Consider the following 26813-nt stretch of genomic DNA (forward strand, 5'->3'; position numbering starts at 1 on the left):
ATGGTACCACGAGTGAGCCCAAGATGATTGATACTGTGGATATCGCAAATCTGCAAACCATTGCGATCGCGGCAGCATGTGGCGCGGTCTTGGGGCTTGAACGCGAGATTGCCGGCAAGCCAGCCGGGATTCGCACGCACATTTTTGTAAGCGCCGGTTCGGCGCTCATGATGATCTTGGGCCAGGAAATCGTAAATCAGTTTCAACAACAGGAATCGAATTCACTGTTGAAGGCAGACCCGATTCGGATACTGCAGGCAATTGTGGTCGGGATCAGCTTTTTGGGTGCCGGTACGATCGTTCATCAGAAAGGCGAAGACGTCGAAGGCCTTACGACAGCGGCAACCATCTATCTCACCGCCGGCATCGGTGTTGCAACGGCCGTCGATCGCGTTGGCTTGGCGTTCATCGTGACTGTATTTGGAGCAATCGTTCTCGTCTTGCTCGGTTTACTCGAACAACGCGTCGCCAAGTTCAACAATCGCAATTTCAATAAAGACAAATCCAACAAGGACAGAGTCGACGACGGAGTGATCGATGACGAAGAGTCAATCGAATGAAAGTCGACGCATGGTGAGGTCGGTGCAAGGTGGATGGGACACAGAGTCTAGCAAGCGAGAAATGGCGACCCACCATCACCGCGTGACATCATGTCGCACTCTTTTTAATGCCTAGACCTATACACAGAGGTGTAGAATAGGTTAGGCTTAGCCGGCTCTGTATAGCTCCATCGGAGTTTGGTGAGTCAAGCTGTTTCCCGTGAGCACTTCATCGACTGCGATTCGCTCGCTCCCAGCCAACAACGGAAAAACCATGGATCATCCATCAAATCAACCCATCGAACTGTTGCACATCGAACCAGGTGTCGAGCCGAAGCCGCAGTTACTGTTGCAGAACGACTCGTTCAAACTCATGCGTTTGGTTCTGCCTGCGGGAAAGTCGATTCCTGAGCATAAAGCTCCCAAAGAAATCACTGTAGATTGTCTCGCGGGCGCGATCGACTTCACCACAAGGCATGAGACACATCGAATGACGACCGGCATGTTGCTGCACCTTGACGCTGGTGAACTGCATTCGTTGACCGCCATCGAAGACGCGATCGTGCTCGTCACCCTGGCAAAGTAGTCGTCGCTCGTCGCGTTGCGTTCTGGGGCTCTTTGGCCCTGACTCTCTAGCTCTGGGGCTTTTTGTCGCGGACGCCCGTTTGCTGCATTGTGAACCTGGACATGCAGAATTGCGGCGGCTAGATTCATTCTTCAATGACACTGTCATTCCCGCCTTCAAAATCCCACCTTGATAACGGAGTCAACGATGTCGCATCACCGTTGCTTCTTGGCTTGCGTCATGACTTTGGTCTTCGCAATGGCGTTTGTGTCCCAGCGGGGCGTGATCGCAGAGGACTCGTCTGAGTACTTTGAGTCGCATGTGCGTCCGTTGTTGATCGCCAAGTGCGTGGAGTGTCACGGTGGCATGACGCCAGAAGGTGATTTGAATCTCGCGACGCGAGACGGTTTTATCAAAGGCGGAACCAGTGGCGGATTGACCGACGGCGTGGATCCCGAGTGGAGCCTGCTGTTTGAACGCATCATCACGCCAGATGAAGATGCGATGATGCCGCCTGATGAACGGTTGACGTCTGACGAAGTCGCGGTGTTCAAGAAGTGGATTGAAGCGGGCAGCGTGTGGCCGGAGTCATCGTTGTTGCTGAAGGATGGCATCGAATCGGGCAGCCAGCATTGGTCGTTTCAATCGCTGCAGCGTCCCAGGGTTCCGCAGTTGGACGGCGATACATGGTGCTGGACGCCGATCGATCGTTTTATATTGGCAAAGATGTCCGAGACTGGAGTGTCACCGGTCACGGATGCCGACAACGCCACTTGGTTGCGTCGCGTCACGCTTGCCGCGACCGGATTGCCACCTTCGCTGAGTCAAATCGATGCGATGCAGTCTGCCGAGCGGCAAGACGCGGTCCGTACATTTGAACGACGTGAAATCAATCGCTTGCTGGCCTCTCGCGGTTTTGCCGAGCGTCAAGCTCGTCGTTGGTTGGACGTCGCTCGGTATGCGGATACATCGGGCGACGGTACTGACACGCCGATTCCCGAAGCGCGCTACTATCGCGATTGGGTCATCGATGCTTTTGACACCGACAAGCCGTATGACGAGTTTGTGATTGAGCAGATCGCGGGCGACTTGTTGGCCGCTCAAAATCCCGAATCACCCGAAGCGTTTCGTCAGACCATTGCGACCGGGTTCATTGCTCTTTCACGACGGTTTGGCAATTCCAAATTCGCATCGATGCATCAGATCATCGACGACACGATCGACACGGTGGGCAAGTCGACGATGGGACTGAGTCTTGGTTGTGCCCGTTGTCACCATCACAAGTTTGACCCTGTGACGACGCAAGACTACTACGGACTGTACGGCTATTTTGACAACACACAGTATCCTCACGCTGGAACCGAACATCAGAAAGAACGTAGCGACATGCCGCCAATCAGCGTTCCCATGTCGTGGTCGGATCGATACGAATCATCGGTGGCTTGGGCGGTCAGTGATAAGCCGAATCCGCAGGACTCCAGGATACACATCGCGGGTGATCCGGCACAAAAAGGCGACGTCGCGCCGCGAGCATTTCTGGGATTTCTTAGCGGCGATGATGTCGAAATTCCCGACGACACAAGCGGTCGATTGCAATTGGCTCGCCGCATCGCATCGGCCGACAATCCGCTGTTTGCCCGCGTGATGGTCAATCGGATTTGGCAGGGATACTTTGGTCAAGGGTTGGTGGAGAACGCCAGCAATTTTGGTGTTCAAACCGCTCAGCCTCTGCATCACGAACTGCTTGACTATCTGGCGTGTGAGCTCATCGACAGCGGTTGGTCGATCAAACATGTCCATCGCTTGGTTTTGACATCGCATGTCTTCCGGTTGTCGAGTCAGACGACGGAGTCTGGACTTGCTCGGGATCAAGCGAACCGGTGTTGGTGGCATTTTCCTCGCGTTCGCATGGATGCCGAGACCTTGCGGGATTCGATCCTCGCAGCCAGTGGCCAATTGGAACTGGGCGACGGCGGTCGTCATCCTTTCAAGCCGACGGAGAAATTACAGTACAACCAGGGCCGGCCGTTCAACGAGATTTTTGATCATTCCCGACGGTCGGTGTACTTGATGACGCCACGATTGAACAAACATCCGATGATGGCGATGTTTGACGGAGCAGACGCCAATGTCACGACGGCATCGCGGGGTGAGTCGACGGTTCCGCTGCAATCGTTGTTCGCGATGAATAGCCCCTTCATGGCCTCGCAGGCCAGTTCCTTGGCCATACGCGTTCTTGAGTCAGCGGACACCACACCAGCGAGAATCGGTCTGTTGTGGCGTTTGACGTTGGGACGGTTACCCGATGAATCCGAACAAAATTGGTTGGCGCAATACGTTGAATCAACCATCAGCGAACTAGCCGCCGAAGGCCGCCCGTCGGATGATGCAAGCACCTCGGCATGGACGAGTGTTGCGCGGACGATGCTCGCGTCCAACGAATTCATTTACATCGATTAAGGTCTCTGGAGATGAAAAACATGAAACGACGTGATGCGATTCGTACAGGGATCTTTGGCGCCGCCGGGCTGTCTGCGTACTTTTCCGCGGCGTCAAATGCCGCGGCAAACCCCTTAGCACCGCAACCGACTCACTTCCCAGCCAGAGCCAAACGGGTCATTCAGATTTTTCTGCCCGGCGGCGTCTCGCACATCGACACTTTTGATCCCAAAGCGGAACTGACAGCCTGCGACGGCAAGACGTTCGACAAAGGAAAGGTCCTGGCAGCCAGCCAATGGGGTCATGCTGCGGGAGGCCAGTCGGGGCTGGAAGTTTCGGATCTGTTCCCTCGGTTGCGCGATCAAGCCGATGAATTGTGTTTGATCCGATCGATGTACGGTGACAAAGCCGACCACTTTGAAGCCACGCTTAGCATTCATTCCGGTGCCATGGTCGGGGCATTGCCGGGAATCGGTGCCTGGGTCAGCTATGGCATGGGAACCGAAAACCCCAACCTGCCTTCTCACGTCGTGTTTTGTGACAAGTTGCCGTATGCAGGTTCGCAATCTTGGGACTCCAATTTTTTGCCGACGTATCATCAGGGAACGCGAATTCGTCCCGGCGATGAGCCGATCCCGGATCTGAATCCGTCCGATGGAACAGGTCATCAACGTCAAGCCAAAGAGCTGGAACTGTTGAAACGACTCAATCAGCACCATGCCGACGCTCGACCAGATGATTCACGACTGGCCGCTCGCATGCACGCCTTTGATGCCGCCGTTGGATTGCAGAGGACCGCACCCGAGGTCTTTAGCGTGGCCGACGAAGACACGGCGACGTTGGATCGGTACGGAATCAAATCGGGGGACACGTCGAGTTTTGCGTGGCAGTGTCTGATGGCGCGGCGGATGAGCGAACGGGGAGTTCGGTTCGTTGAACTCGTCGATCGCAACAATTGGGACGCCCACTCAAAAATGAAGTCCTATGAGGGGCTTGCCAAGAATGTCGATCAAGCCATCGCGGCTTTGATTGCCGATCTGAAACAGCGCGGGTTGCTTGATGAAACGTTGATCGTGTGCTGCACCGAGTTCGGTCGTACTCCCTATCGCAAGCCGGAGGAAACGGACGGGCGGGGGCACTACAAAAACGCGTTCACCTGTTGGCTGGCCGGGGGCGGAGTTCGTGGCGGGTCGGCTTACGGGGCAACGGATGAGTACGGCATCGAAATTGTGGACCAACCTGCCCACATTCATGACTTCCACGCCACCATCCTGCATCTACTGGGTTTTGATCACGAACGATTGACCTATTTCTACAACGGCCGCGATTTTCGACTCACCGGGTTGGCCGGCAATGTGCTGCATGACGTCGTTGCCTGAGTCGTGCCGCCTGTGTAACACCACCTGAGTAACACATCGCCTAGGTTTCTATCCGTAGCCTGGGTCTTCCAATCAACTGCTACCCTCCTTTCAAAGGAATGAATTCATGAGCGCCACACTGAGTCCCGAGTCAGCGACCGACGATAACGAAGATGTAATGGCCGATATCGGCAACCCCGAAGGCGAACTGTTGGAGGGTCAAGTGTTGGATCATTGTCTCGCCGAGCACCCGGGCATCGATTGGGCCGCGGCCGCCTGGATCGGGATCGTCCACTTGGGGGCGCTTGCCGCTCCATTCACGTTTTCATTTACCGGATTGGGCGTCATGTTGGCGCTGTATTTCTTGACCGGTTGTATCGGCATTTGTCTTGGTTACCACCGTTTGCTCAGCCACAAGAGTTTTGAAACATATCGGCCGGTTCGATGGCTGATCGCGTGGATCGGAGGATTGGCGGGTGAAGGTTCCGCGATTCATTGGTGTGCCAATCATCGGATCCATCATGCCAAGAGTGATCACGAAGGAGACCCGCATTCGCCTCGTGAAGGATTCTTGTGGAGCCATATGTTGTGGTGCATGCAACGCATCGGCAGCGAGGATCGTCGAGCGATGCACAGGCGATGGGTGCCCGATTTGTTGAAAGATCCTGTGCTTCGATTCCTCGACACGACGTTCTTGCTTTGGCAGATCGTCATCGGTCTGGTGTTGGCCGGGGTCGGCTACGCGATTGACGGTCCGGCAATGGCAGCTTCACTGGTCGTGTGGGGCGTATTCGTCCGCATGGTGATTGTGCTGCATGCCACCTGGTGCATCAACTCGGTCACGCACGTATGGGGCTACAAGACGTACGACAACGGTGACGACAGCAAGAATCTCTGGTGGGTTGCGGTGATCACGTTTGGCGAAGGCTGGCACAACAATCATCACGCGTACCAAAAAGCCGCCAACTATGGCCACCGATGGTGGGAATTCGACACGACGTATCAAATGATACGTCTGCTGAAGTTCACCGGCTTGGCATGGTCGATCGCCCCCATCCCGCAGCGAGCCCTGGAGATTCTCGCCAAGAAACGCCTCGCTTCACACATTTGAGAGTCGTTGCTGCCGTGGTGAACACTTGTATCCATCAAGCGTCTTATTGACAGCCTAGCCCTGGACTGTCCAAGGATTGGAGTTGTGGAACCTCGGTGCTCCGCACGTTTCTGTCACCTCCCCAGCGCAGCAGGGGAAGGTGATAGGGGAAAAAATTGCTCAATTCGTCGGTGTACGCTCAGCGTCTCAGATCGGGTAAGTTCTGATATGGATGCTGATATCACCAGTTTCGAAGAACTGCTCCGTCTCGCAAAAATGGGTGACGAGGTGGCAATGGCTGCGCTATTCGAGATGCACCGGAAACGATTGCGACAGATGGTGCAGTTCCGACTCGACTCCCGCTTGAAGGGGCGAGTGGATCCCTCGGATGTTCTACAAGAGGCTTGGATCGAAGCAAGGACGCGCTTGCCCGGGTTTTCTGAGAAAGAGGAAATGCCCTTTTTCTTGTGGCTGCGGCTGATCGTCGGTCAGAAGCTGCTCGATTTGCGGCGTCATCATATCGGAGTTCAAATGCGAACGGTCGATCGCGAGATTGCGAATGGTGGAATTGGCATCCCAGGGGCGACATCGATCGCGTTGGCGGCCCAGTTGCTCGGATACGCAAACTCCCCCAGTGACGCTGCGATACAAGCCGAAACTCGCCGGCGAATTCAGGAAGCACTTGATGCAATGGATCCGATCGATCGCGAAGTGTTGACGTTGCGTCACTTTGAGTTTCTCACGAATGCGGAAACTGCAAAGACGCTTAAAATATCGCATGCCGCGGCCAGTAACCGATACATTCGGGCGCTGCAGCGGATGAAGCAGATTCTCAGCATGGCTCAAGGCAACACCGACGATACGTTGACGCGGGCGCCCCATGGATGATTCTGAGCAACGCAATCCGATCGAAGTATTGGCCGACGAGTTTGTCGAACGTTTTCGAAGAGGCGAGCGGCCATCTTTGCAGGAATATGTCGATCGGCACCCCGATTTTGCAGCCGAAATCCGTGAGCTATTTCCGCTGCTCGTGGATATGGAGGAAGCACGCTCTGCGAACACTTGGACCGAGTCCACCAGGGCACGGCCATTTGTGACGCCCGAGATTGAGCAGTTGGGCGACTACCGAATCATCCGCGAGATCGGACGTGGAGGGATGGGGATTGTTTACGAGGCCGAACAGGTGTCGTTGGGCCGCCGGGTGGCATTGAAGGTGTTGCCAACGAGCATTCTCAATGATTCCAAGCATCGATCGCGTTTCCAGCGAGAGTCCAAAGCGGCGGCGAGTTTGCACCATACGAACATCGTCCCTGTCTTTGGAGTCGGAGAGGAAAACGGCTTGGGGTACTACGTGATGCAACTCATTGATGGGCACGGGTTGGATGACGTGTTGAAGGAACTGAAGGAGATGTCGTTGGGATCGACGTTCGGGACTCGGTCATCGCGGGAGAATAACATCGCAATTTCAAATGCGGCATTTCAACTACATGGCTCGTCGGGCTCGCATTCCTACACAGCCCAAGCCAAGGACAGTCGCTCGCTATCGAAGCCGTCGATTGCTATTGCAGCAGAGCGTGGGGATTCGCGGCGTCGCAAGAAGAATGCGACCTATTGGGAGAATGTTTCGAGAATCGGAATCCAAGTTGGCAAAGCGCTTGACTACGCGCATAAGCAGGGAGTCCTTCACCGCGACATCAAGCCGGCAAACCTGTTGCTAGACTTAAACGGCACCGTTTGGGTCACCGACTTTGGCTTGGCAAGTCTGGAAGATGATCGTCGTTTGACCGAAACGGGGGATGTGCTTGGCACGCTGCGATACATGGCCCCTGAATCGTTCAAAGGATCCACGGACGCGCGCAGCGAAGTTTTCAGTTTGGGATTAACGCTCTACGAACTATTGGTGTTGAGTCCGGCATTTGATCAAGTGAATCGAAACACATTGATCGATAGCGTCGTGAATTGTCGCATCGAACCGATCCGCAAGTTACGTTCCGACGTGCCAGCGGACTTGCAAACGATTGTTCACAAGGCGATTGAACGAGATCCAGATCATCGCTATCAGACAGCGGAAGAACTGGCGGATGATCTGACGCGATTTGTCAACGATGAGCCGATCAAGGCACGACGTGTCTTGTTGCCCGAACGTTTTTTTCGCTGGAGTCGACACAACCGAGGGTTGGCGACACTTGCAATTTCTCTTGCCCTGATCGTGACGTTGACGGCCGTTGGCTCGTCGATCTCGGCAGGGTATTTTTTGAATCTTAGCAATCGGTTGGACGACACAGTTAGTGAATTGACAACGGCGCGTGGCGAAGCCGACAGCCGCGCCGAGGAGAATCTTCGGCTTGCCCAAACGGCCGATTCCGCAAGACGCTTGACGGACTCTACGCTCGCAGACATGCACACGCAACGTGGATTCTTGGTCGGCCGCGAGGGGAAATTTGCAGAGGCGGCACTGTGGTTTGCCAATGCCGCCTTGTCGGCGCCGCATGATCCGCATCGCCAGTCCGCTAATCGTCAGCGTGCCGAAAACTGGCTCAGCCGTACGATGACTCCCTTGGCCACTTGTGACATGGGCAATCGTGAACTGATGCAGTTGCAGTATCAGCCAAACGGTCATCGATTACTCATTCAGACTCCCCAGCAGCTACGAGTTTGGGATTGGCGGAGTGTTGACTTTTTGGCGTGGACCAACGAACTAGATAGTGTGCAGGATGCATGTTGGTCCCCCAATGGTCGCCGAATTGCCATCGCATTTCGCGACGGCAATGTCCAGGTTCGCGACGTCGTTTCTGGGAAGTTGGATTTTGAATTTCAGCCCCATGGAAACGTAGAGGCGATGACTTGGTCGCCCGACGGAACGTTGATCGCAACGGCCGACAGAACCGTTCAAGTATGGAAGGTTGCCGATCAGCCAACCCTCGTCAACCAATGGCAGCATCCTGACCGAGTGTATGCTCTGACTTTTAATCAGTCGGGAAATCGATTGGCGACCGCCTGTCGAGGTCAGCAAGCTAGGCTCTTTGCAGTGGGATCAGCATTGACACGGGAGTCACCGCTGTTGGGGCCCGTTAGGCATGCACCCGCGCAGATTTCACGACGTGCCAAGCCTGTCTTTTTCGATGACGATCAAAAGCTGGTAACGATCGATGGAAATCGAATTCTTTGGTGGGATCTGGCAACTGGCAATGATGTGACACCCGCATTGGAAACAGAGCCTGCTGGTTTCATCATGAGTCTTGCTGTTAGCCCGGACGGAGAATGGATCGCGGCGGGTGGCAAGTTGTCTGCGATGCTTTGGAACATTCGCGGTGAGAGCTTTCGCCTGGAACATGGCAACAATGTCCGAGATCTAGATTTCGATGTTGGAAGTCAGAATCTGCTGACGACGTGCATTGATGGAACGGCTCGGCTTTGGTCGTTGCCGGTGGATAGACGCCAGCCAAGGTTGTTTCCGCAGCGTGAGCGATTCACAATCGGCGCGATTTCTTTGGACGGCAAGCAGATCGCGGTCGGTGGCAAGCAGCACGTGACGATCTGGAGGGTGCCAGAAGACAAGCTAGTGATCGGTCAGGTGAAACTTTGGGAGTCCGGCCCTTGGCGCCCCCGAATCAGTGCTGATGGCCGTCTGGCAACCTTGGGTGTGATCCATCCATTCGGTCGGCTATCAGTTTCCCGAGTAAGACAGTTGAAAGTTGCTGACGTTTCCAGTGGTGGGCAAGCGGGTCAGACGATCGATCTTGACGGGGGTTTGGTCGACTCCTGTGTTTGTTCGGACAATCAATGTGTCGCGGCGGTCTGCGTCAAGGATGACCAGGGTATCTTGTCGTGTTACGACATCGCCACGGGGAAGGGTTTGTTTGAATCGCATGTGCTTCCGGCCAAGCCCGTGAGCGTTTCCAGTCGTCCCGACGCAAATCAAGTAGCGGTCCTGTGTGATGACGGACATGTCGTCGTTGTCGATATCGAAAGCGGCGAGTTGGTGCAACAGTTTTCGCTCCAAAGCTGGAGTGGCGATGCAAATCGTTTGTGCCGAGTTCGGTACACACCTGATGGAAAAACGCTCGTTGCTCTGACCCCGCATAACGCTATCGAAGTGCGAGACTCGGAGTCCGGCGGGCGAAGGTTCTCACCGATCGTGCCCGTCATCAAAGGCGGTCCGTGCCGTGCGATCGACATTTCCGCCGATAGCCGATGGATGGCGACCGGTGTCAATGGCGAGAATGTCGTTCGCGTTTGGGATTTGGCGACGGGGCAACCCGCTGGGCCGGCGATCCCACATTCCGGTGATCATTTTGGAATCACGAGTCTTGCCTTCAGTCCCGATGGTCGGCAACTGTTGTCAGGCCACGAGGATGGCATGGCTCGGTTGTGGGACTGGCAGACCGGTACGTTATTGGTACGACCAATGTCGCATCCAGATGGTGTAACGGATGTCAAGGTTGTTCGCGACGGTCGCTATGCGGTTGCCGCCGTGCGACTTGGGACCGTCTATTTCTGGGATCTTGGAACGGGAAAAATGGTGGCTCCTCCGGCCGATTATCCCTTGCCGATCGGTTCAACCGAGTCGATCGAGATCGCGGGAGATCGATTGATCGCGAGCGCGTACGGTCGGTACCCATTGATTGATTTATCCGTCGCCTTTCGTGAACCGACCGAATCGATCGAATCGATTGTGAACGCGGCGTCGCTGAGTTCAAACCAAAAGAATCAGCTTGGCGAGCTGAGCACCTTGGATCGTTCCGAGTGGATGAGCCAATGGGCAACGTACAAGCAGCGCAGGCTTCAAGACTCGATCCAGGAAATTGTTGCCTTACTGGACCAATCAGACGACCTTCAGTTGATTCAGCGCATTGCTGAACAGTCAGTCCAAAATGGTTCCATTGAACAGGTACTCGAACTTCGTCCGGACGTTCCGCAATTGCATCGTGCGTTTGCAACCGATCTTCGCCGCCGGGGTGACGACGCCTCGGCTGCCAAGCATCGAGAGCTTGCGATTGCTCTGCTGAGTCAGAAACTCGACAATTTTGCGGATGATCAACCTCCCTCCAGCCCACGGCACAACGCATTTGCCTCTGAACTGGCATCGTTGATCATCGAACATTACGTACCGGCGTTCACTGCAAATCAATCGTCCGAAGACGACGACCAGGCAATATTGCATCAAAAGCTTCGGACGTTGACCGAACAGCGATCGCTCGTTGGACGATGTGCGCTTGCCGCAGCTTGGCTTGTTTCCAGACGCAGCGACGAGGCCGAGCGGATATTGAGTGAGGATGCGGAGACGATTGCTCCTGAGGACAAAGCAACATGGATGATTCTGCAAGCGGTTGCCTATCGAGAGCTCGGACAGCAAGAGGCACATTCTCAAGTCAGCGAGCAGCTTATCGAGTGGCTCGGTCGAGAAACCTTGCCTGCTCATTTTCATTCCCTGGCACGACGAGCAATGACTCTACCCAGCGACGTCAGCACTGCTGAGTTCAACGAACTGCTGGGGCGCCAGTGGGCAACAGAACGTTTGGCGAAGTTATCGGCGGCAATCCAACAATCGCCCGATTCAGCACCAGCGTATGTCGCCCGAGCTGACATTTTTAAGCGTCTTGGTAAGTGGGATTTGAGTGCATCCGATTTGCTCAGAGCGAAAGAGATTCGTCCCCACAGTCATTCACTTTGGACTTTAGCCGCCGACTCGCTCATCATGGCCGGGGATGAAAGGGGCTATCAGCAGCTTTGCCAAGAAATGGTGGAACGTTTCCAGGGCACAGATGCCCCACCGGTTGCGGACGGATTGATCAAGACCTGTCTGTTGCGTCCGAATTCTGTCGAAGTCACGTCGTTGCCAATCGATCTGGTTCGCGATCATACGCCGGATCATCAGACCCACTATTGGGAAATGTATGTCGCCTGCTGCGCCCTGCATTCCTATCGCAGCGGAGATGCCCAAGCAGCGATCGGATGGACAGAAAAGCTGGGAGAAATGACGGGCGACGCCGCTAAAGTCGCGCTGGTCGTTCGTGCGATGGCGGAACATGAGCTTGGGGAAACCGAGAAAGCTCGTAAGACGCTATCGATTGTCGAAGCGATGATTCCTGGCGAACTGCGAACGTTGGGCACAGACGCCTATGACGGCCCCGTTCCCCTGCCGTCGAGCCCGCGTCATGACGACTTGATTCCGGAAATCCTGAGGCGTGAAGCAGCCGAAAAACTGTTGGGGCTTCGGCCGTAGTGTGCTCGTGGCGCCGTCTTCGGTGGCCCAATTTCGCTTTCGGCTATGGGTCAGACAGGGGCGGACACTCGTGGGCATGGCCAGTAGGGATTCATTCTGAACAAATAGTCTGTGTACGATCGCCGCGCCGAATCGGGTAAACCCGGAGAGGGATGAATCCGCGTCTTGCATCCCCATGCCCGCCGGTGCTGGACGATGTCATGTCTAAATCAAATCTTTTCGCAAACCCATTTTACAGCCGTAAACGTGAGATCGGTCGACGGAAACGCAAGAACGCTCGGCGGTTCGAATGTCTCGAACCGCGACTGTATCTCGCCGCAGAGGTCATCAATGTCAATGTCACTGCGGATGAAGTGATTGCTGGCGATGGCCGGACGTCACTTCGCGAGGCGATTATTCGAGCGCATACGTCACCGGAAGAAACGGTGATCATCAATCTCCAACCCGGCTCGAACTATGGGATTTCGCGTTCCCTTGGCGGCGTGGAGGAAAACAGCTCCCTCGAAGATCCGCTGTACGGCGACTTTGACATCACCCGTGATCTGGTCATCAACGGTAACGGTGCGACGATCGATGCCAATTCGCTGAGCCGTATCTTTGACATTCGCGCTCAGCCCCTCGGCGCTCCGGACGTATCGCTCAACGATCTGACGCTCACCGGCGGATTGGAGACACGTGCAGGCGGAGCGATCCGGATTTCAAATACTTTCTCCCACGGGGGCGGAGTTGTCGCGATCAATGGCAGTACGATCCTCTCGAATCGTGTTGTCGCATCCCAAATGGGGCAGCATGGTGACGACGCATACGGCGGCGGGATTTATAGTTTTGGCAGCTACGAAATCGTACTCGATGATACGGTTATCGAGAGCAACTCGGCGCAAGCAGGACACGGACGGGCCGGATCATCTCAGGCGAACGCTTTCGGCGGCGACGGTGGGACGGCGCAAGGTGGGGGCGTCTACGTGGTCGGCTCGAGTCTCGCCATTCGAAACAACTCGGTCATCAAGCTCAACGAAGCGATCGGCGGCGATAGCGGCTACGACAATACAGCATCGGGTTACGTCGAAGTTGCCGAAGGAGGCGGCGTCTACGTTAGTTCGGCAACGCTGTCCATTTCCGACAGTCGCTTTGAAGAGAATTTCGTTCGCGGTGGTGAATCCGGTGAGGAAGACACGACGACAGCGCGACCAGGTGGCGATGCTAACGGAGGCGCGTTGTTCATCGGCTACAACTTAGATTTGGAAACCGTCACGATCGAGTCGAGTTTGTTCATCGGCAACGAAGCGACAGGCGGCAAAGGGGGCGGGATACGGCTTCAGGGAACAGCCGCTCGCGGCGGACATGCGCGCGGCGGAGCGATCTACAATGCAGCAGCCATTTTGAATGTCATCGACACAGAATTCGGCACGAATACGGCAAAAGGTGGTGCAGGCGGCACGACGCGTCTGGGAGCCGCCGGTCGCGGGGGAGATGCCTTCGGTGGCGCGATTCATAGTGTTCAGGGGGCGGTCGTTCACATCAGCGGTACCCTTGAATTCGACGGAACCATCGATGTCCATACGTCGGATCTGACCGGCACGACATTGACGACTTCATTCATCGGCAATCGAGTATTGGGCGGCACCGGTGGCCATAAAAGAAAGTCGTTTGAAGGCTCAAGCAGCGATCAAGCGGGAGACGGTGGCAATGTATCGGGTGGTGCCATCTATCAAGCAGTGGGTGGTTCTCTGGAAATCGATCAAGTCCTGTTCGCCGATAATGTCGCTGCCTCCGGGTACGGGGGAATGGGCAATATGAATCAGGCCGAGACGTGTAACACCAGTGAAATTCCACGCTTGTGTGTCGGTTCGAGTGCCGGTGAAGATGGCGCTGCACTTGGTGGAGCTATTCATTCAGAAAGCGACGTCGCACTGACCGACTCATCGTTGTTCAGCAACTTGGCTGCCGGCGGCGGTTTTGAGATCGACGGACGCATCGCCGGCGGTGCCGGTGGGATCACGGTCAATGGTGCCGGGTACTCGGGCGGCGATGGCGGTAGCGCATCGGGCGGTGCCTTGTCTGTCTACGATGCCAGCGTCACGATTGCCGGCAGCGGGTTTGTCGCCAACGCTGCAGTTGGCGGTGCGGCGGGAACGGGCGGGATTGGTCTTGGGCTCGGTGCCACTGGCCCCGGCGGTAAGGGCGGGGCCGGCGGTGACGCGACGGGAGGAGCGATTGCGGTTGCGTTGGTTACGGATCATGAGGTCGACGTGACAACGTCGGTACTGGCCAACAATCGTGTATTCGCGGGTGCCGGCGGAACCGCTGGGTTTGCAGCTCAAGATGGAATAGTCGCCGCAGGTGGTCGAGGTGGTCAGGGTGGTCAAGGTGGAAACGCATCCGGTGGTGGACTCGCGATTCAATATGCCCGCGACTCGTCCAGCTTGCCGACGGTCGATGGCACCTTGTCAATGACCGAGACGATTGTCAGTGCCAATGCGGTTGTCGCCGGCGACGGCGGCGCGGGGGGCGACGGCGTGTATTACAGCGGTCACGGTGGAGATGGGGGCGGTGGCGGAAACGCACAGGGCGGCGGCGTCTACATCCAAAACGTTGACGCAACGATTGAGTCAACGACGGTCGACGCGAACGTGGTCAGCAGCGGCTGGGGTGGGCGTGGTGGTGAAGGGGGATCCGATCTGTTTCTAGAAATCCGTGCCAATGATTTCGGTGGCAACGGAGGAAACGGCGGAGATGGTGGGCTGGCCGCTGGTGGCGGAATCGCGTTGGACGGAGGAACGCTGTGGCTGAGTGAATCCACGATCGTCAATAACATCGTCATCTCTGGAGGCGGCGGTTACGGGGGCCACGGCGAACGTGGTTACGTCAAGGGAGGCGATGCGGGCCATGGAGGAGACGGCGGTGATGCCAGAGGAGGTGGCGTGTATAACGTCGGCAACCAAACCGCTCTATTGATCGGAGCAGCCACGATTACCGGAAACTCAACCAATGCGGGTGGTGGCGGATTCAGCGGACTGTTCGGTGTGATGGACCGGAATGGCAATCAGGCTGTGGAAGCGTATCACCGGCGAGATCGCCCTTACATTGGTACGAACGGAGCCGCCTTCCCTGGGTCCTCCACCGCGATTCTGACGACAGACGCCGCGTCGGTCGATTCCGCCTTGTTGGAGAATCCCGGCTTGGCAGGTGACACGTTAACCAATTCCCTGATCGTTGGTGGTGTGGGAGCAGGTGCATTCGTTGCCGGGGCTGGTGCTGCGGCAACGGGAGCCGTCGCAATATCGACCATCGCGTTCTTAGGTACCGCGTCAGCGACATTCGGAGGCGCGGCCGCAGCAGGAAGCGTCGGAGTCATCGGAGTCGTGGCCGTTTCAGCATTGCCAGTATTGGGCATCGGTGCCGCCGCGTTCACCGTTGCCGTGGTTTCAGCGAAGATCATCATCAGCCTCTCGCAAGGGGCGAGTTTCAATACTGCAGTCAATGACGCGTTCCCCGACATTGACGGCAGTTACGGCGTGAACGTCGGAATCCTCTTTTCCAGTGATCCTGGTGATGATGATGAGCACGAGCTTCTACCAAGGGGGCCGGGCAGCGCCGGACAAAAAGGTGACGATGGTACCTCCAGCGGACCGGGTGTCTTTGGCGGAACGCACATCAGTCGATCGCTGATCGCCGGAAACTCAGCAAGATCTCGCAGCTACAGCAACGTCGTAAGGAATCGGACGATCCACTACGACAGAGATTTTATTGAGAACGGACGAGCGACGAGAATCGTTACTGCAGATCATCCGTCGGCTTCCTCAGGGACGTTTCAGGACGTCTTTGAAGTCACTCAAACCACCACCGACCTGTACTTGGACGATGTCGAAGGTGGAACGATCGTGAGTTTTGGACACAATATCATTGGCTTCACTGACAATGAAGACAGCTTTCATACAAACGACCAATTCGCACTGATTTGTGACCCGGGCTTGTCAAGCAATCCTTGCAGGAGTGACTTCGTTACGTTCCGAACGCAGGAAGTTGTGACGCATCCGAACGGTTCGATTGAGCTTGTCTTTTATTTCCGTAGCGCGCCTGAAGACTACGACATTAACATCCTCGAAGTGGTCGGATTGGACACGCAACTGCGGATGAACGGAGGGAACACACCTACGCTCTCGCTGCTACCGGGCAGCCCTGCGTCCAACCAAGTCCCTTTTGATGCAGCCAACGCGTCTCAAAATGGATTTGTGTCGCCGGGAAATTCCGACATCGGTGCTTGGGGCGGGGAGCAGTTCACACCGGTGATTACCGGTCCGGTGGGACCGATCTCCGTCGAACCGTTTTCGGTATTGGTGAGCTTCGACTCGGAAGTCGAGCGGCTTGATCCTAATGATTTGACCATCACCGGTGGTAGCCTGGTCAGCGACATCATCTCGTTACCGAACAACGAATATCGCTTCGCAATCGGTCCGGAGGGCGCGGGCATCGTGACCATTGAGATTGCCGAACAACGACTTCGCGATGCCTTCGGCGCTTTAAACTTGGCATCGGATCCTTTTACCATTCTCGCTGTCTTTCCCGATGAAACCGCCCCCGCAAGTCACGTCGACGCCTTGCCAACTGTCGCAACGTCGTTGACGTTTGACATCACCATATCGGCTGACGACGTTATGGCTCCGATCGAAGTGGACGAAACGGTTTCCGGCCTTGCTGAGATTGACCTTTACGTCGCGACCGACAGTGGGCCCTTCGTATTGCATCAAACACTTACTGGAGACGCACGTTCCATTTCTTTCACCGGCGTCAGCAATACACAGTACTGGTTTCGTAGCATCGCTCGCGACACGGCCGGTAACGAGGAGTCCAAACCGGTTGTCGCTGACACATCGATCTATGTCCCCGATCTGGACGCACCGATCACTTCGGTCAATATGATCACTCCGACCGATACCGGTTGGATCGTTGAGATTGTCGGTAGCGAGGTCGGCGGCAGTGGCTTGGATCAGTTCACCTTACAAGTCTCGATTGATTCGCAAGCAGCCACCAGTCATGGGCCATTTGATGCAGGGCTACCCGACCCCGACGGTAACCACTCGGTAATGATTCCTTATCTAGGAATTCTCGATGGAGAGGCTCACACCTATCGTTTTCAGTCGGTCGGTGTCGACACACGTGGCAACGTCGAGATCGCTCCGGCGTCCCCGGACATTTCAATCAGCAGAACGATTGCGGAGCCGATCGAATTGGAGCTGATTGATGTCGACATTCAGAATGGGTCACGACAACGATCTTACATTCGCCATGTGGATCTCCTCTTCAATCGCAGCGAAGGTCTCACCGCAGTTTACGAGTCAATGTTAGACGCAGATCCTGATAACGACCGATTGGTGCTGCAGTGGAACTCGGAGGGAACGATCACCATTTTGGACCTGACGGGACAGATTTCGCAGTCTTCCGCCACGTTGACGGTCGACTTTGGGAGCGAAGGGATCGGCGGCGACTCACGATCGGCGGATGGCAACGGAACTTATCAGTTCTTTATCGACGTCGATGGCGACGGCGAAGTTGACCAAACCACTGTTTTCCATCGTCTACTCGGCGACGCCAATGGTGATGCCATCGTGGACCGTATCGACATGATGGACATCATCGCAGGTTTGGTCCGACGACACGATGATGCCGATATCGACGGTGACGGAAAGGTTGACCTCGCCGATCGAGGAATCGTACAGCGAGAATTCAATCAAGAGGTCGCTACAGGTGCGACGAATGCTTTGGGCGAACTCATTTCGTCGAGCGTTTCGGCAGCGATTCGTCCCGCTTCCCTGTATCCCAGCATGTGGCAAAATGCCTCGATGGCGGGCGACGTCAATAACGATGCCGTGGTGAGCGCACTGGATGCACTGATCGTGGTCAACCAGCTTCGTTCAAGATCGTTCAGCAACGACCGGGGTACGATTGCTTGGGGCGTTTCAGGTGAGTCCGACTTGCCCGTTTACCTCGACGCCAACGGCGACGGCCGGGTCACGGCCTTGGATGCCCTGAGTGTGATCAACGAACTCAGATTTCCAGTCCCCGCTATCTCCACCGATCCGATCGTCGTTGCCGATGCACCGGATCCCGATGACGAACGACTCCACATGATCGACCATTTGTACGCTAATGAAGGATTCTTGTTCTAATGAAACGACACCTACGCAATCATTCGAAGTGTCGATGGCTTGCCACCATCGCGCTTTTAACAAGCTGCTTGATTGACAGTCCTCGCAGCGACGCCGCTTTGGTCGTCTCCGTCACACAAACCGAATTTCAAGTCGGCGGAATAGGATCGCTCTTCATCGAAGTCACTGGTAGCAATGACTTGGTTGCGTCGATGAACATTCAATTGCGTGTGAAGCCGCTTGGGGCAGTCGGTAGTGGGCTTCAACTGATCTCTCCGCCGGTCGATGCACACTTTGATCAGTCTGCCTATTTGTTTCGGAATAACAGCTTTGCACAGAATATCGGCCTCGATCCTGTTGCCATCTCGACGTTCGATCTGCCCAATGATACGTTCAGCATAAGCGATGGGACATTCAATGGCGCGAACGCAAATGTATTCGGTACAAAACTCGTGGGCCGCGTTGATTTCCAACATTCGTTTCCAGCGCTCAGCGACCCGAATTCCCTGATCGGCGATCAATTTGAATTCGAAATCGATATCGCGAGTTCTAGTTTCGCCGACGCGAGTTTCGCAAACGTGCCTTTCTCGGTGAGCCCAGTCAACGGGATCGCTACGCTCTCGGCGGTGCCCGAACCAACGACCACTATGACTCTGCTCCTAATGTCTGCTCTAGGATTTGTCCGCAGGCGGCGTAGGAAACCACTGCTGCCGAGTTGAGTGCCAAATCTTGCATTGGTTAGCTCCCTCAACTCGGATGTGACCATCCATCGGGTCGGCACCGTTCGATTAGAGCGAAACGGAGGCGTTGGTCGACGCGTCCGTTTCTGGTCGGTTGCCTTGCAGGTACGCCTTGCCTGCTTTCAGTAAGTACTTCACGCCCGTCAAACCCGAGTTGTCCCAATACTCTCCGCTCGATGGCTCGATTCTCAGTAGAACAATGGAGTCGCTGGCCTTGCCTTCGGGAAACCAGACCTTCCAAGCTTCGTTCCAAAGTTCATCCAACTTTGCTCGATCGTCCACGGCCTGTGCGGTACCGGTGAGCGATACGAACTTGCTGGAACCTTGCATCGTGACCACCGTTTCGGGATCGAGCATCAAGTCGGCGATCTTCCCGGAATTGCGGTCGGTGACGAACCAAATCTGGCCGTCCTCCTCCACTTGGGCGACCGCCATCGGTCGTGCATAGAGCGCACCGTGATCACCACGGGTGACAAGCATGGCGGTGTCAAAGTCATGTAGCAGGTCGATTAGTTTCTGTTGAGTGTCCATGATTTCGTTGAGGGGTTAGATCTGCAAAGGTGAAAGTGGTGAGGGCGTCTCGATGAAATCCAGCATGGCGCTGAACCATATCGATCTCGGGGCCAAGTTGAACTTTGGGTCACGTGGTTCATCTTGAAAACGCGTTCAGATGGATCATGCTTTCTGGGCGGCGTGTTTTCCCTCCGCGAACTCTTCAACGGCCTTGTCGCAGAAGGCGGGCAGGTCGTCGGGGTTTCGACTGGTCACCAATCCTTCATCGCACACGCATTCTTCGTCGACCCATTCAGCCCCGGCGTTTTTGAGATCCGTCTTGAGGCTCGGCCACGAGGTCACCCGACGCCCGCGAACCACATCGGCTTCTATCAGTGTCCACGGTCCATGGCAGATGGCTGCAACCGGTTTGTGTTGCTTGAAGAAATCTCGAACGAACGATACAGAGTCATCACACATTCGCAATGCGTCTGGATTGGCGACGCCGCCGGGTAGCACCAGTCCGTCGAAGTCCTCGGCCGATGCAGTGTGGACGGATTGATCGACACTGAACATGTCCGCTTTCTCGTCGTGATTCATTCCTTGGATTTCGCCATCTTTGGGAGAAACCAGAATGACATCAGCGCCAGCATTCTTGACCGCATCCCATGGCTTGGTCAGTTCGACTTGCTCAAATCCGTCGGTAGCAAGAAACGCGATGCGTTTTCCGGTGAGCGATTTTGAATTCATGATTAATCTCCTGTCTTGGAAAGAACTGTTTTTGTCAAAGGGATTGGTGCAGGTTCCATGCCATTTGGATTGCAGCCATTTGGGAGTCTCGCCAACTGGGGACAACCAGTGGCTCAAATGCCCGTATCAATGTCAACGTTCTGAGCGGGCCGGATCAAGGACCACGTTCGCCGCACTGATGAAACGCAACACACATGGGCCGTCGACGGCTCTGCGAGCAGAGTGACTTGCAATCAACCAATGGCAACTCGAATGGTCATGTCGTTACAGGTTCATTCGGAGCCTCATTCAACGCGCGATCCCTCATGATGTTCAGCAGCGCATGAAAACAAGCGGCCACCATTGGCCCAAGGAAGATGCCCCACAATCCCATCAGCTTTAGCGCCCCCAAAACGGTCACCAAAGCGATCAGGGGATGTAATCTTGCTCGATTTCCGATCACGTAGGCTCGGACCAAATTGTCCGAACTGGAAATGATCGCGCCGCCGTAGACCGCTAGTGCAATTCCACCTCCATATCTTCCTTCGATCAACAACCATGCTGCAACGGAGAGCCATACGACCGCGGAACCGACAAACGGGATGAAAGAGCAGAACATTGACAGCACAATCAACACCCAGACGTTGGGAACACCGAGCACGGCGAACCCTATCCCGGCGAGCGTCGCTTGCACAGCTCCGGCGACCACCGAACCGAGCACGACGCCTCGGCAAACCACTTGGAATCGATTCGTCAGCTTCTGTTGTTCATTATTCTTCAGCGGCATGAACCGGTGCAGTTCACCAACGAACAGGTCGCGATCGGCTAGAAAGTAGTACAGTCCGAGCGCTATGATGCATAGACTGAGGGCGAACGAGAAGAGATCAGAAAGGATGCCCGTGGTCTTTTCATAGACCTCGCTCGTCACATCGTGCAGTAGGTTGGATGCTGATTCTTTGATCTGTTCTTGCTGGCCCGCGGATAAACGATTGTACAAATCATCCACGGCAGCCCCGATCCGCGAACGTTCAATTTTCCCGATCGTCTCGTCGAAACTCTTTGGCGAATCCACATCAAGCCAACGCACGGCGTCGTTGCCAACGGTCATCACTTGTGTCCCGGCCATGATCAAAGTAAAGCAGATTGGCAATAGCACCAACAACATCACCAGCAGGGTGGTGACCAATGCGGCGATTCGATCATGCCCTGCAAATCGTCTGGTCAACCACTGATGCAGCGGCGAAAAGAGCACCGTCAGTACAGCGGCGATAAAGAGCGTGGCGATGAAAGGCTTGACCACGTGGAAGAACAGGAAGCCGATCAAGGTCAGTAGTGCGATCAGCAACCAGAACGATAGGTGTCGAGGCATCAAAAAATCCAGTTCCCGCTTGCACCGGGTAAAATTGGCATTCTTTAAAGTGCCATCGCAGTGGCTGGCTTCAAAGACGCTCCAAGCCTGGTTTGTTGGCAGCCATCACATACACGGCATGCAAGATTCCTGGAACTACTCCGAGCAAGGTCAAGAGGCAATTGATCCAGAAGTGCTTGCCGATTCCGAATTGCATGTAGACGGAAACCGGGGGTAACAAGAATGCGATCAGTAGACGAATGAATTCCATGGCGAAATCCCTCCCGTTGTGTGCGGCAAATCGTAACGAGATCGTAGCAAGCTCTATGCCAAGACACCTGTATTCCTCGGCCAGGGACTTGTGATTGATAATATTAGGATGGGCACTCGTGCCCGTTGATGCTTTCTCGGACAAGCGTGCCCAAGCTACGTCAGCTGTTAATTGCACGCCCCACGCCGAGGCTCATCCGATGTTGCTGTTTGAACGAGCGTTCCGCTTGAGCTCACTGCGTGCGACGTCGAAAGTCATGTTCTGAGTAGATGTCCTTGGTCGCTTGCGGGCCAAAGGGGTTCGTGACCGACCAAGCATCCGTATCGTCGTTCGACTTGCTGGGTAAAGCCAAGCGATCGTGTTCTCAGCGAAATTCGTCAGTGATACACTTCTCGTCATCACCCAGTTAGCCTGGTATGATTTCCATAACAGTGCCGATTAGGGATTCGAGTTCGGCACAAAGATTGCATCCATCGAGTTATTCTTCCCTACGACCCTCTTCTATTTCTTTACCATGACCGACTCGGACCGACCTCGACGGTGCGTGATTGCAGACGACGTTCGCGCCTCTCGCGAGACAGTTGCGACGTGGATGCAAGAGTGTGGGTTTCAATGCACGCTGGCTAAGAATGGCCTACAAGCTTGGCAGGCGATCTGTCATCAGCCGCCCGATCTACTCATTACGGATCTTGAGATGCCCGGTCTGTGTGGCCTTGAACTCCTGGAGAGGATTCGTCAATCGGACTACGAACCGATCAGCAGTGTACCTGTTTTGGTAATGACGAGCCTTCGAGATGGACAGACATTAACTATCGTTCAACAAATGGGTGGGGATGCGTTATTGCAGAAACCCTTATGTAAACAGTCCACGCTCTCTGTGGTCCTTGATTTGGTTGCAGGTGACCATGCATCCCGGCGTGTTGTCCATCCGCTGGACGACAGCGTGGTCACTGGAAGTGGTGTGATTTCACCGACATTGAGGAGGCTGCTCAAAACCGTCGCGAAAAGCGAACGCCGCTAGACGCGGATGATTCGCGCGACGGACCATGTTCTTCGCAAAACATTTACGCGACATGGGTTGCGCGGATTGGGACGACAAAAACTGCCTGCGCGTATCAGCCGCCACGCGATAGAGAGCGTCCCGCGTTGAACGCATGGTTTCACGTTGAATTTCAAGCAAAGTACCAAAACGACGCGCAAGCGAGTGAATAGAACAATAAGACGATTCACTCGCTTGCGCGTCGTGCTAGTAAAGAAGAGAAAAATGGCTGGTGCGATCAACATGATAGGCCCTGAGCCGCTCGCCGTCAGGCCCCGGGTTTAAGCACTGAAACGGAAGCTCGATGGGTGCAAGACCCGGTCGCTTACGCGTCACGGCTCACGGCGTTTGGTAGCGTCATACGCTTAGAGACGTTCAGCTGCTTGGGATTGAATGCCACTGTCCCGCGAAGTGGCTGGCTACGGAAATGCGGTCACTCACCTTTCCAGAATCGTGTCCAAAATGCTTAGCAGTTCGGGACTCGTGGTGGCGTCGCTCGCGGCGGACGCATCAGCCTTGAGTTTCATCACAGCATCGCTCGTCCTGGCGGTGATGTTCTCATGCGTTGTGAATTGGGACCAAGTTGCCTGATTGGCATCCAAATGCAGCTGTACCCAATTGGCATCCTGTTGATGGCTGGAACGCCGGTCGGTGTAGCAATCCATTTCAACTTGTCGGTCCGCCCGACTCGCGTCCGCCCGACTCGCGTCCGCCCGACGTTCTCGCGCCATGGCTGCAATCAATTCGTCTTCACCCTCGACCACTTTCGCGGGATCGTCAAGATCAATGTCGTCGTCGCCGTCGCCCAGATCTGCACTGGCCGGATTTGTCGAATACACACCGAGCGGATTGTCGACGATGTAGTCCCTGTCGGGGTCGTAATCATCGCTGTCATAGATTGAGTCTTGCGAGTAAGGCATGGTTGCTGAGCGAGTTTGAACTTCTCGTTCGCTGATTCGCCCTGCAGTAGGACGCCCCATGCCTCGACGACTCGCTGCAGCGGCAATCGCGCCTTCCACTCCATCTTCGATCGCGTCAGCGCGATTGCGAGCCTCGGCTGGAGTTTCGTCGATGTAGTCGTCCACTCGGTATTGGTCAACGTCCAGTCGCAGTTTGTCGTCTGTCTGTTCGTCGTCGAGTCCGGGATCGTCGAATCCAGCGGGCGTTTCTGTGTCAAAGCGTTTGATACTTGGGTCGAGCGTCGTTGGAGCTGTTCTCTTGATTTGTTTCCAGCCAAATTTTTCGAGGGCATCGACGATATCATTCGACTTTTTCGCGATCGCTTGAAGTTTCTGTCGTTGGGGTGCGGACTCACTACGTTTTGCTGCCTCGAAAGCAAGTTTTCTGGTGAGGCTGGCGTCACTCCAGATCACGCCGGCAAGGGCCCAATCACTGATCTTTTCAGCCGACCCATCTGGGACCGCATTGCCGATAGGCGGTTGCTCGTCGGCTCGCGCCGTCATCATCGCGGCGCAGGCAAATGCGACGAAGGTAAAGAAATATAGGAGAGTGTTTTGTTTTCGCATGGGATTGGATTTCGATCTTTGAGAGGAAGGCATCGTAGCTGCAAGCTGCCGGCTGATCGGCTAATCGGATCATCTGCTAAACGATCCGTACTCGCATGCTGGCAACTCGCGGCTACGCGTTGGGAGGGCTTGGACTACGGTTTCAATGCGACGCGTTCGATTTGAGTCGATTTGTCTCCTGTTGTGACTTCACGCGCGATCAACATCACACGGTCCTTGACCTTCACGGCCGTTCCAGTGACCGTCACTTGGCTGCCCTTCTGGACGTCCAGATTCAGGTTTTCCTGGGGGCCCATGTCAACGAGCAAGTTCTTGTCGTTGTCGGTCTTGATTTTCGCAAACTGGTGCGTGTTTCCTCGGACTTTCATCGTCTTCAAGTCTTTGACTTTGCCCGTGAATTCGCGACCGCTGCGATTGATTGTCTGCTCTTCGCCGTTAAGCGTCACTTTGTTGGCAACCAAGACTGACTTATCGCCGACTTTAAAGATTGCACCCTTGGCGCTGACATCTTGGCCCTTCTGAGGAATCGAATCGAAATGATCCGATGACCCGATATCGACGATCATGTCTTGGCCTTGAGTTTGGTTCGTGCCGTCCAAAGCCACCACCACGTTGGTGCCATGCGGCGTCTTCACCTTTTTTACAGATTGAATCGATCCCTGCCGGGAGACGACCTGAGAACTCCTCGATTTCTGGTCGTTCTGCGATTTCATCTTGTTCTTTTTGTCTTGCTCGGCGTTCGCATCCGAGAACCCGATGTAGTTAAAAGACTCGTAGAGTCCATCGCGATCGGTATCGACGTACTCAGCGACAGAGTCGTACACGCCATCGTTGTCGTAGTCGTAGTAGTTGGCGGTGTAGTCCCAATACCCGTCGTTGTCGTAGTCGCTGTAGTTTGAGTTTCCATGATCGTAGTAATCATAGAACCAGCGATCATCTACAGAGTTGTTCGCGACAGTGCCATCGGTGACTCTGTCGTCGGCGACTCTGTCATTGGTGGTGCGGTTATCCCCGTAGTAACCGTAACTTGACTCTCCCCAATTGAGAAAATTGTCGTTGTCTGAACTGGTTACGTTTTCCGCAGCGTCAAATGTCTCGTTGTCCCAGCGGCCAATTGCTTCGTCGGTCGGGTTGTAGTCATTGCCGTCGAACCACTCGCTGATGTCGTACCAAGCATCGTCTTCATAGTACGGCGTATTGCTGGGGAACTCGTTGTCTGCCGCTGCGCTGGGATGTTGACCAGCAAGAGGTGTCATTACACCAAGGGCAATGGCGAGTACCCAACGACGATGTGCTTTCGTTCTTGTGTGGTCCATTCGTGTAGTCTTCATTTTGACAGTCCTTCAGTTTGAGTCGGGAAAGGAACAGTCGCGAAGAGAAGCGACCTACATCGAAATGATGCTGGAGAGAAAAAGGTGCAACCAGCGCGCCAATTCGGCAACCCTGGTCTGTGACTTTGGCAGCCAGCGGGTGTAAGTCGATGCGATTGGGCAACGTATTACAGCGTCAGACTAGCTTCGTCCACTGATAGACTTTGAGTGGAGGAATGTTCAGCGCGATCACTTCGCATTTTGAGGGTCCGAACAATGGGAAGGCATGTTGTTCGATGTCCGACCGTATCTGATATGCGATGAAGGCACCTGCTGGTGCCAATGCTTCGTGAACGGACCTAACGATCGCTGCTGCCACTGCAGCGGGCAAAGCGCTGAATGGAATTCCGGAAACGATCACATCGGGGCGACTGAATCCGTGAGCCTCGATAGTTTCTAGCAAGTTTACCGCGTCGCCGATCTCGAGCGAGAATCGAGGATCAGCGATTTTCTCCAATGCTTCGCGAAAGGCCGGCATTTTTTCGATCGCCAGCAAGCGGCTGTCCGGTCGCATTTGTTTCAGTAGCGCCGCCGTCGTGCCACCTGCTCCCGGCCCCAATTCCAGTACTACGCTTGCATCCCGAATGCAATCACGATTCGCGATGTTTTCCGTCAAGTAGGGCGAGCTTGGGCAGATCGTGCAGACATCCTTGGGATGTTTCAACCAAGCTCGAATGACGTACGCCATCCTTTTCCCAAAGGAGGGCGAGGGAGGCGGCTCCATGGAAACGGGTATTGAATCGCTCATGATTATCGTCGCACATTTCCCAGGAACCGAGGCAATTCGTCTTTCTCAACAGCGAGAATGTCAATCATTTGGAAGGTGCGGAAAACACGTGTCCTAGCATTTGCAAAATCACGCGGAGCGATGACTGCTTTGTCGATTTCGCGAAACTGATTCTCCGCACGTCCCAAGTGATTCGCCCAAGTGATTC

General features: G+C 55.1%; 17 protein-coding genes. 10 read left to right on the forward strand and 7 right to left on the reverse strand.

Features of this window, described 5'->3' with window-relative positions:
- The first annotated feature begins 23 nt into the window (after nucleotides 1-23).
- The 9 genes from Pla52nx_RS12335 to Pla52nx_RS12375 all read left to right on the forward strand — a co-directional run bounded on the left by Pla52nx_RS12335 (nucleotide 24) and on the right by Pla52nx_RS12375 (nucleotide 19082).
- Nucleotides 24-560, forward strand: coding sequence for an MgtC/SapB family protein (locus Pla52nx_RS12335; protein ID WP_146518543.1), 537 nt, complete (start codon nucleotides 24-26; stop codon nucleotides 558-560).
- A gap of 253 nt (nucleotides 561-813) precedes the next feature.
- Complete coding sequence (locus Pla52nx_RS12340) at nucleotides 814-1125, forward strand: cupin domain-containing protein (protein ID WP_146518542.1); 312 nt, start codon at nucleotides 814-816, stop codon at nucleotides 1123-1125.
- A 186-nt stretch (nucleotides 1126-1311) separates the two neighbouring features.
- Complete coding sequence (locus tag Pla52nx_RS12345) at nucleotides 1312-3564, forward strand: PSD1 and planctomycete cytochrome C domain-containing protein (protein ID WP_146518541.1); 2253 nt, start codon at nucleotides 1312-1314, stop codon at nucleotides 3562-3564.
- A 20-nt stretch (nucleotides 3565-3584) separates the two neighbouring features.
- Entirely contained in the window at nucleotides 3585-4922 is a 1338-nt protein-coding gene (locus Pla52nx_RS12350; RefSeq protein ID WP_231741727.1) for a DUF1501 domain-containing protein, read from the forward strand.
- A 106-nt stretch (nucleotides 4923-5028) separates the two neighbouring features.
- Complete coding sequence (locus tag Pla52nx_RS12355) at nucleotides 5029-6012, forward strand: acyl-CoA desaturase (RefSeq protein WP_146518539.1); 984 nt, start codon at nucleotides 5029-5031, stop codon at nucleotides 6010-6012.
- Nucleotides 6013-6219: 207 nt separating this feature from the next.
- Nucleotides 6220-6879: a sigma-70 family RNA polymerase sigma factor gene (locus tag Pla52nx_RS12360; protein ID WP_146518538.1), complete on the forward strand. Its 660-nt coding sequence runs from the start codon at nucleotides 6220-6222 to the stop codon at nucleotides 6877-6879.
- On the forward strand, nucleotides 6872-12217 hold the full coding sequence (locus Pla52nx_RS12365; RefSeq protein ID WP_146518537.1) for a serine/threonine-protein kinase: 5346 nt from the start codon (nucleotides 6872-6874) through the stop codon (nucleotides 12215-12217). The genes Pla52nx_RS12360 and Pla52nx_RS12365 overlap by 8 nt, the downstream gene beginning before the upstream one ends.
- A 200-nt stretch (nucleotides 12218-12417) precedes the next feature.
- Nucleotides 12418-18384 (forward strand): dockerin type I domain-containing protein, encoded by a 5967-nt coding sequence (locus tag Pla52nx_RS12370; protein ID WP_146518536.1) that lies wholly within the window; start codon nucleotides 12418-12420, stop codon nucleotides 18382-18384.
- Nucleotides 18384-19082 (forward strand): PEP-CTERM sorting domain-containing protein, encoded by a 699-nt coding sequence (locus Pla52nx_RS12375; RefSeq protein ID WP_146518535.1) that lies wholly within the window; start codon nucleotides 18384-18386, stop codon nucleotides 19080-19082. The genes Pla52nx_RS12370 and Pla52nx_RS12375 overlap by 1 nt, the downstream gene beginning before the upstream one ends.
- 69 nt (nucleotides 19083-19151) lie before the next feature.
- Here the strand turns inward: Pla52nx_RS12375 and Pla52nx_RS12380 are convergent, their stop codons facing one another.
- The 4 genes from Pla52nx_RS12380 to Pla52nx_RS12395 form a co-directional block, all read right to left on the reverse strand.
- The gene (locus tag Pla52nx_RS12380; protein WP_146518534.1) at nucleotides 19152-19634 is read right to left on the reverse strand and encodes a pyridoxamine 5'-phosphate oxidase family protein; all 483 of its coding nucleotides are present in this window, start codon (nucleotides 19632-19634) and stop codon (nucleotides 19152-19154) included.
- Between the two features lie 144 nt (nucleotides 19635-19778).
- Nucleotides 19779-20345 (reverse strand): type 1 glutamine amidotransferase domain-containing protein, encoded by a 567-nt coding sequence (locus Pla52nx_RS12385; RefSeq protein WP_146518533.1) that lies wholly within the window; start codon nucleotides 20343-20345, stop codon nucleotides 19779-19781.
- Nucleotides 20346-20601: 256 nt separating this feature from the next.
- Nucleotides 20602-21693 (reverse strand): AI-2E family transporter, encoded by a 1092-nt coding sequence (locus Pla52nx_RS12390; RefSeq protein WP_146518532.1) that lies wholly within the window; start codon nucleotides 21691-21693, stop codon nucleotides 20602-20604.
- 70 nt (nucleotides 21694-21763) lie between these two features.
- Nucleotides 21764-21943, reverse strand: a complete 180-nt coding sequence (locus Pla52nx_RS12395; RefSeq protein ID WP_146518531.1) for a YqaE/Pmp3 family membrane protein — start codon at nucleotides 21941-21943, stop codon at nucleotides 21764-21766.
- 514 nt (nucleotides 21944-22457) lie between these two features.
- Here Pla52nx_RS12395 and Pla52nx_RS12400 point away from each other — a divergent pair.
- Entirely contained in the window at nucleotides 22458-22964 is a 507-nt protein-coding gene (locus tag Pla52nx_RS12400; protein ID WP_146518530.1) for a response regulator, read from the forward strand.
- A 455-nt stretch (nucleotides 22965-23419) separates the two neighbouring features.
- Here Pla52nx_RS12400 and Pla52nx_RS12405 read toward each other — a convergent pair whose 3' ends face one another.
- The 3 genes from Pla52nx_RS12405 to Pla52nx_RS12415 form a co-directional block, all read right to left on the reverse strand.
- Complete coding sequence (locus Pla52nx_RS12405) at nucleotides 23420-24508, reverse strand: hypothetical protein (RefSeq protein ID WP_146518529.1); 1089 nt, start codon at nucleotides 24506-24508, stop codon at nucleotides 23420-23422.
- A 134-nt stretch (nucleotides 24509-24642) separates the two neighbouring features.
- Nucleotides 24643-25839, reverse strand: coding sequence for a hypothetical protein (locus Pla52nx_RS12410; protein ID WP_197454298.1), 1197 nt, complete (start codon nucleotides 25837-25839; stop codon nucleotides 24643-24645).
- Nucleotides 25840-26014: 175 nt separating this feature from the next.
- Entirely contained in the window at nucleotides 26015-26626 is a 612-nt protein-coding gene (locus Pla52nx_RS12415) for a class I SAM-dependent methyltransferase (protein ID WP_231741726.1), read from the reverse strand.
- Between the last annotated feature and the right edge of the window lie 187 nt (nucleotides 26627-26813).

It is taken from the genome of Stieleria varia, assembly GCF_038443385.1.
GTDB classification, from domain to species: Bacteria; Planctomycetota; Planctomycetia; order Pirellulales; family Pirellulaceae; genus Stieleria; species Stieleria varia.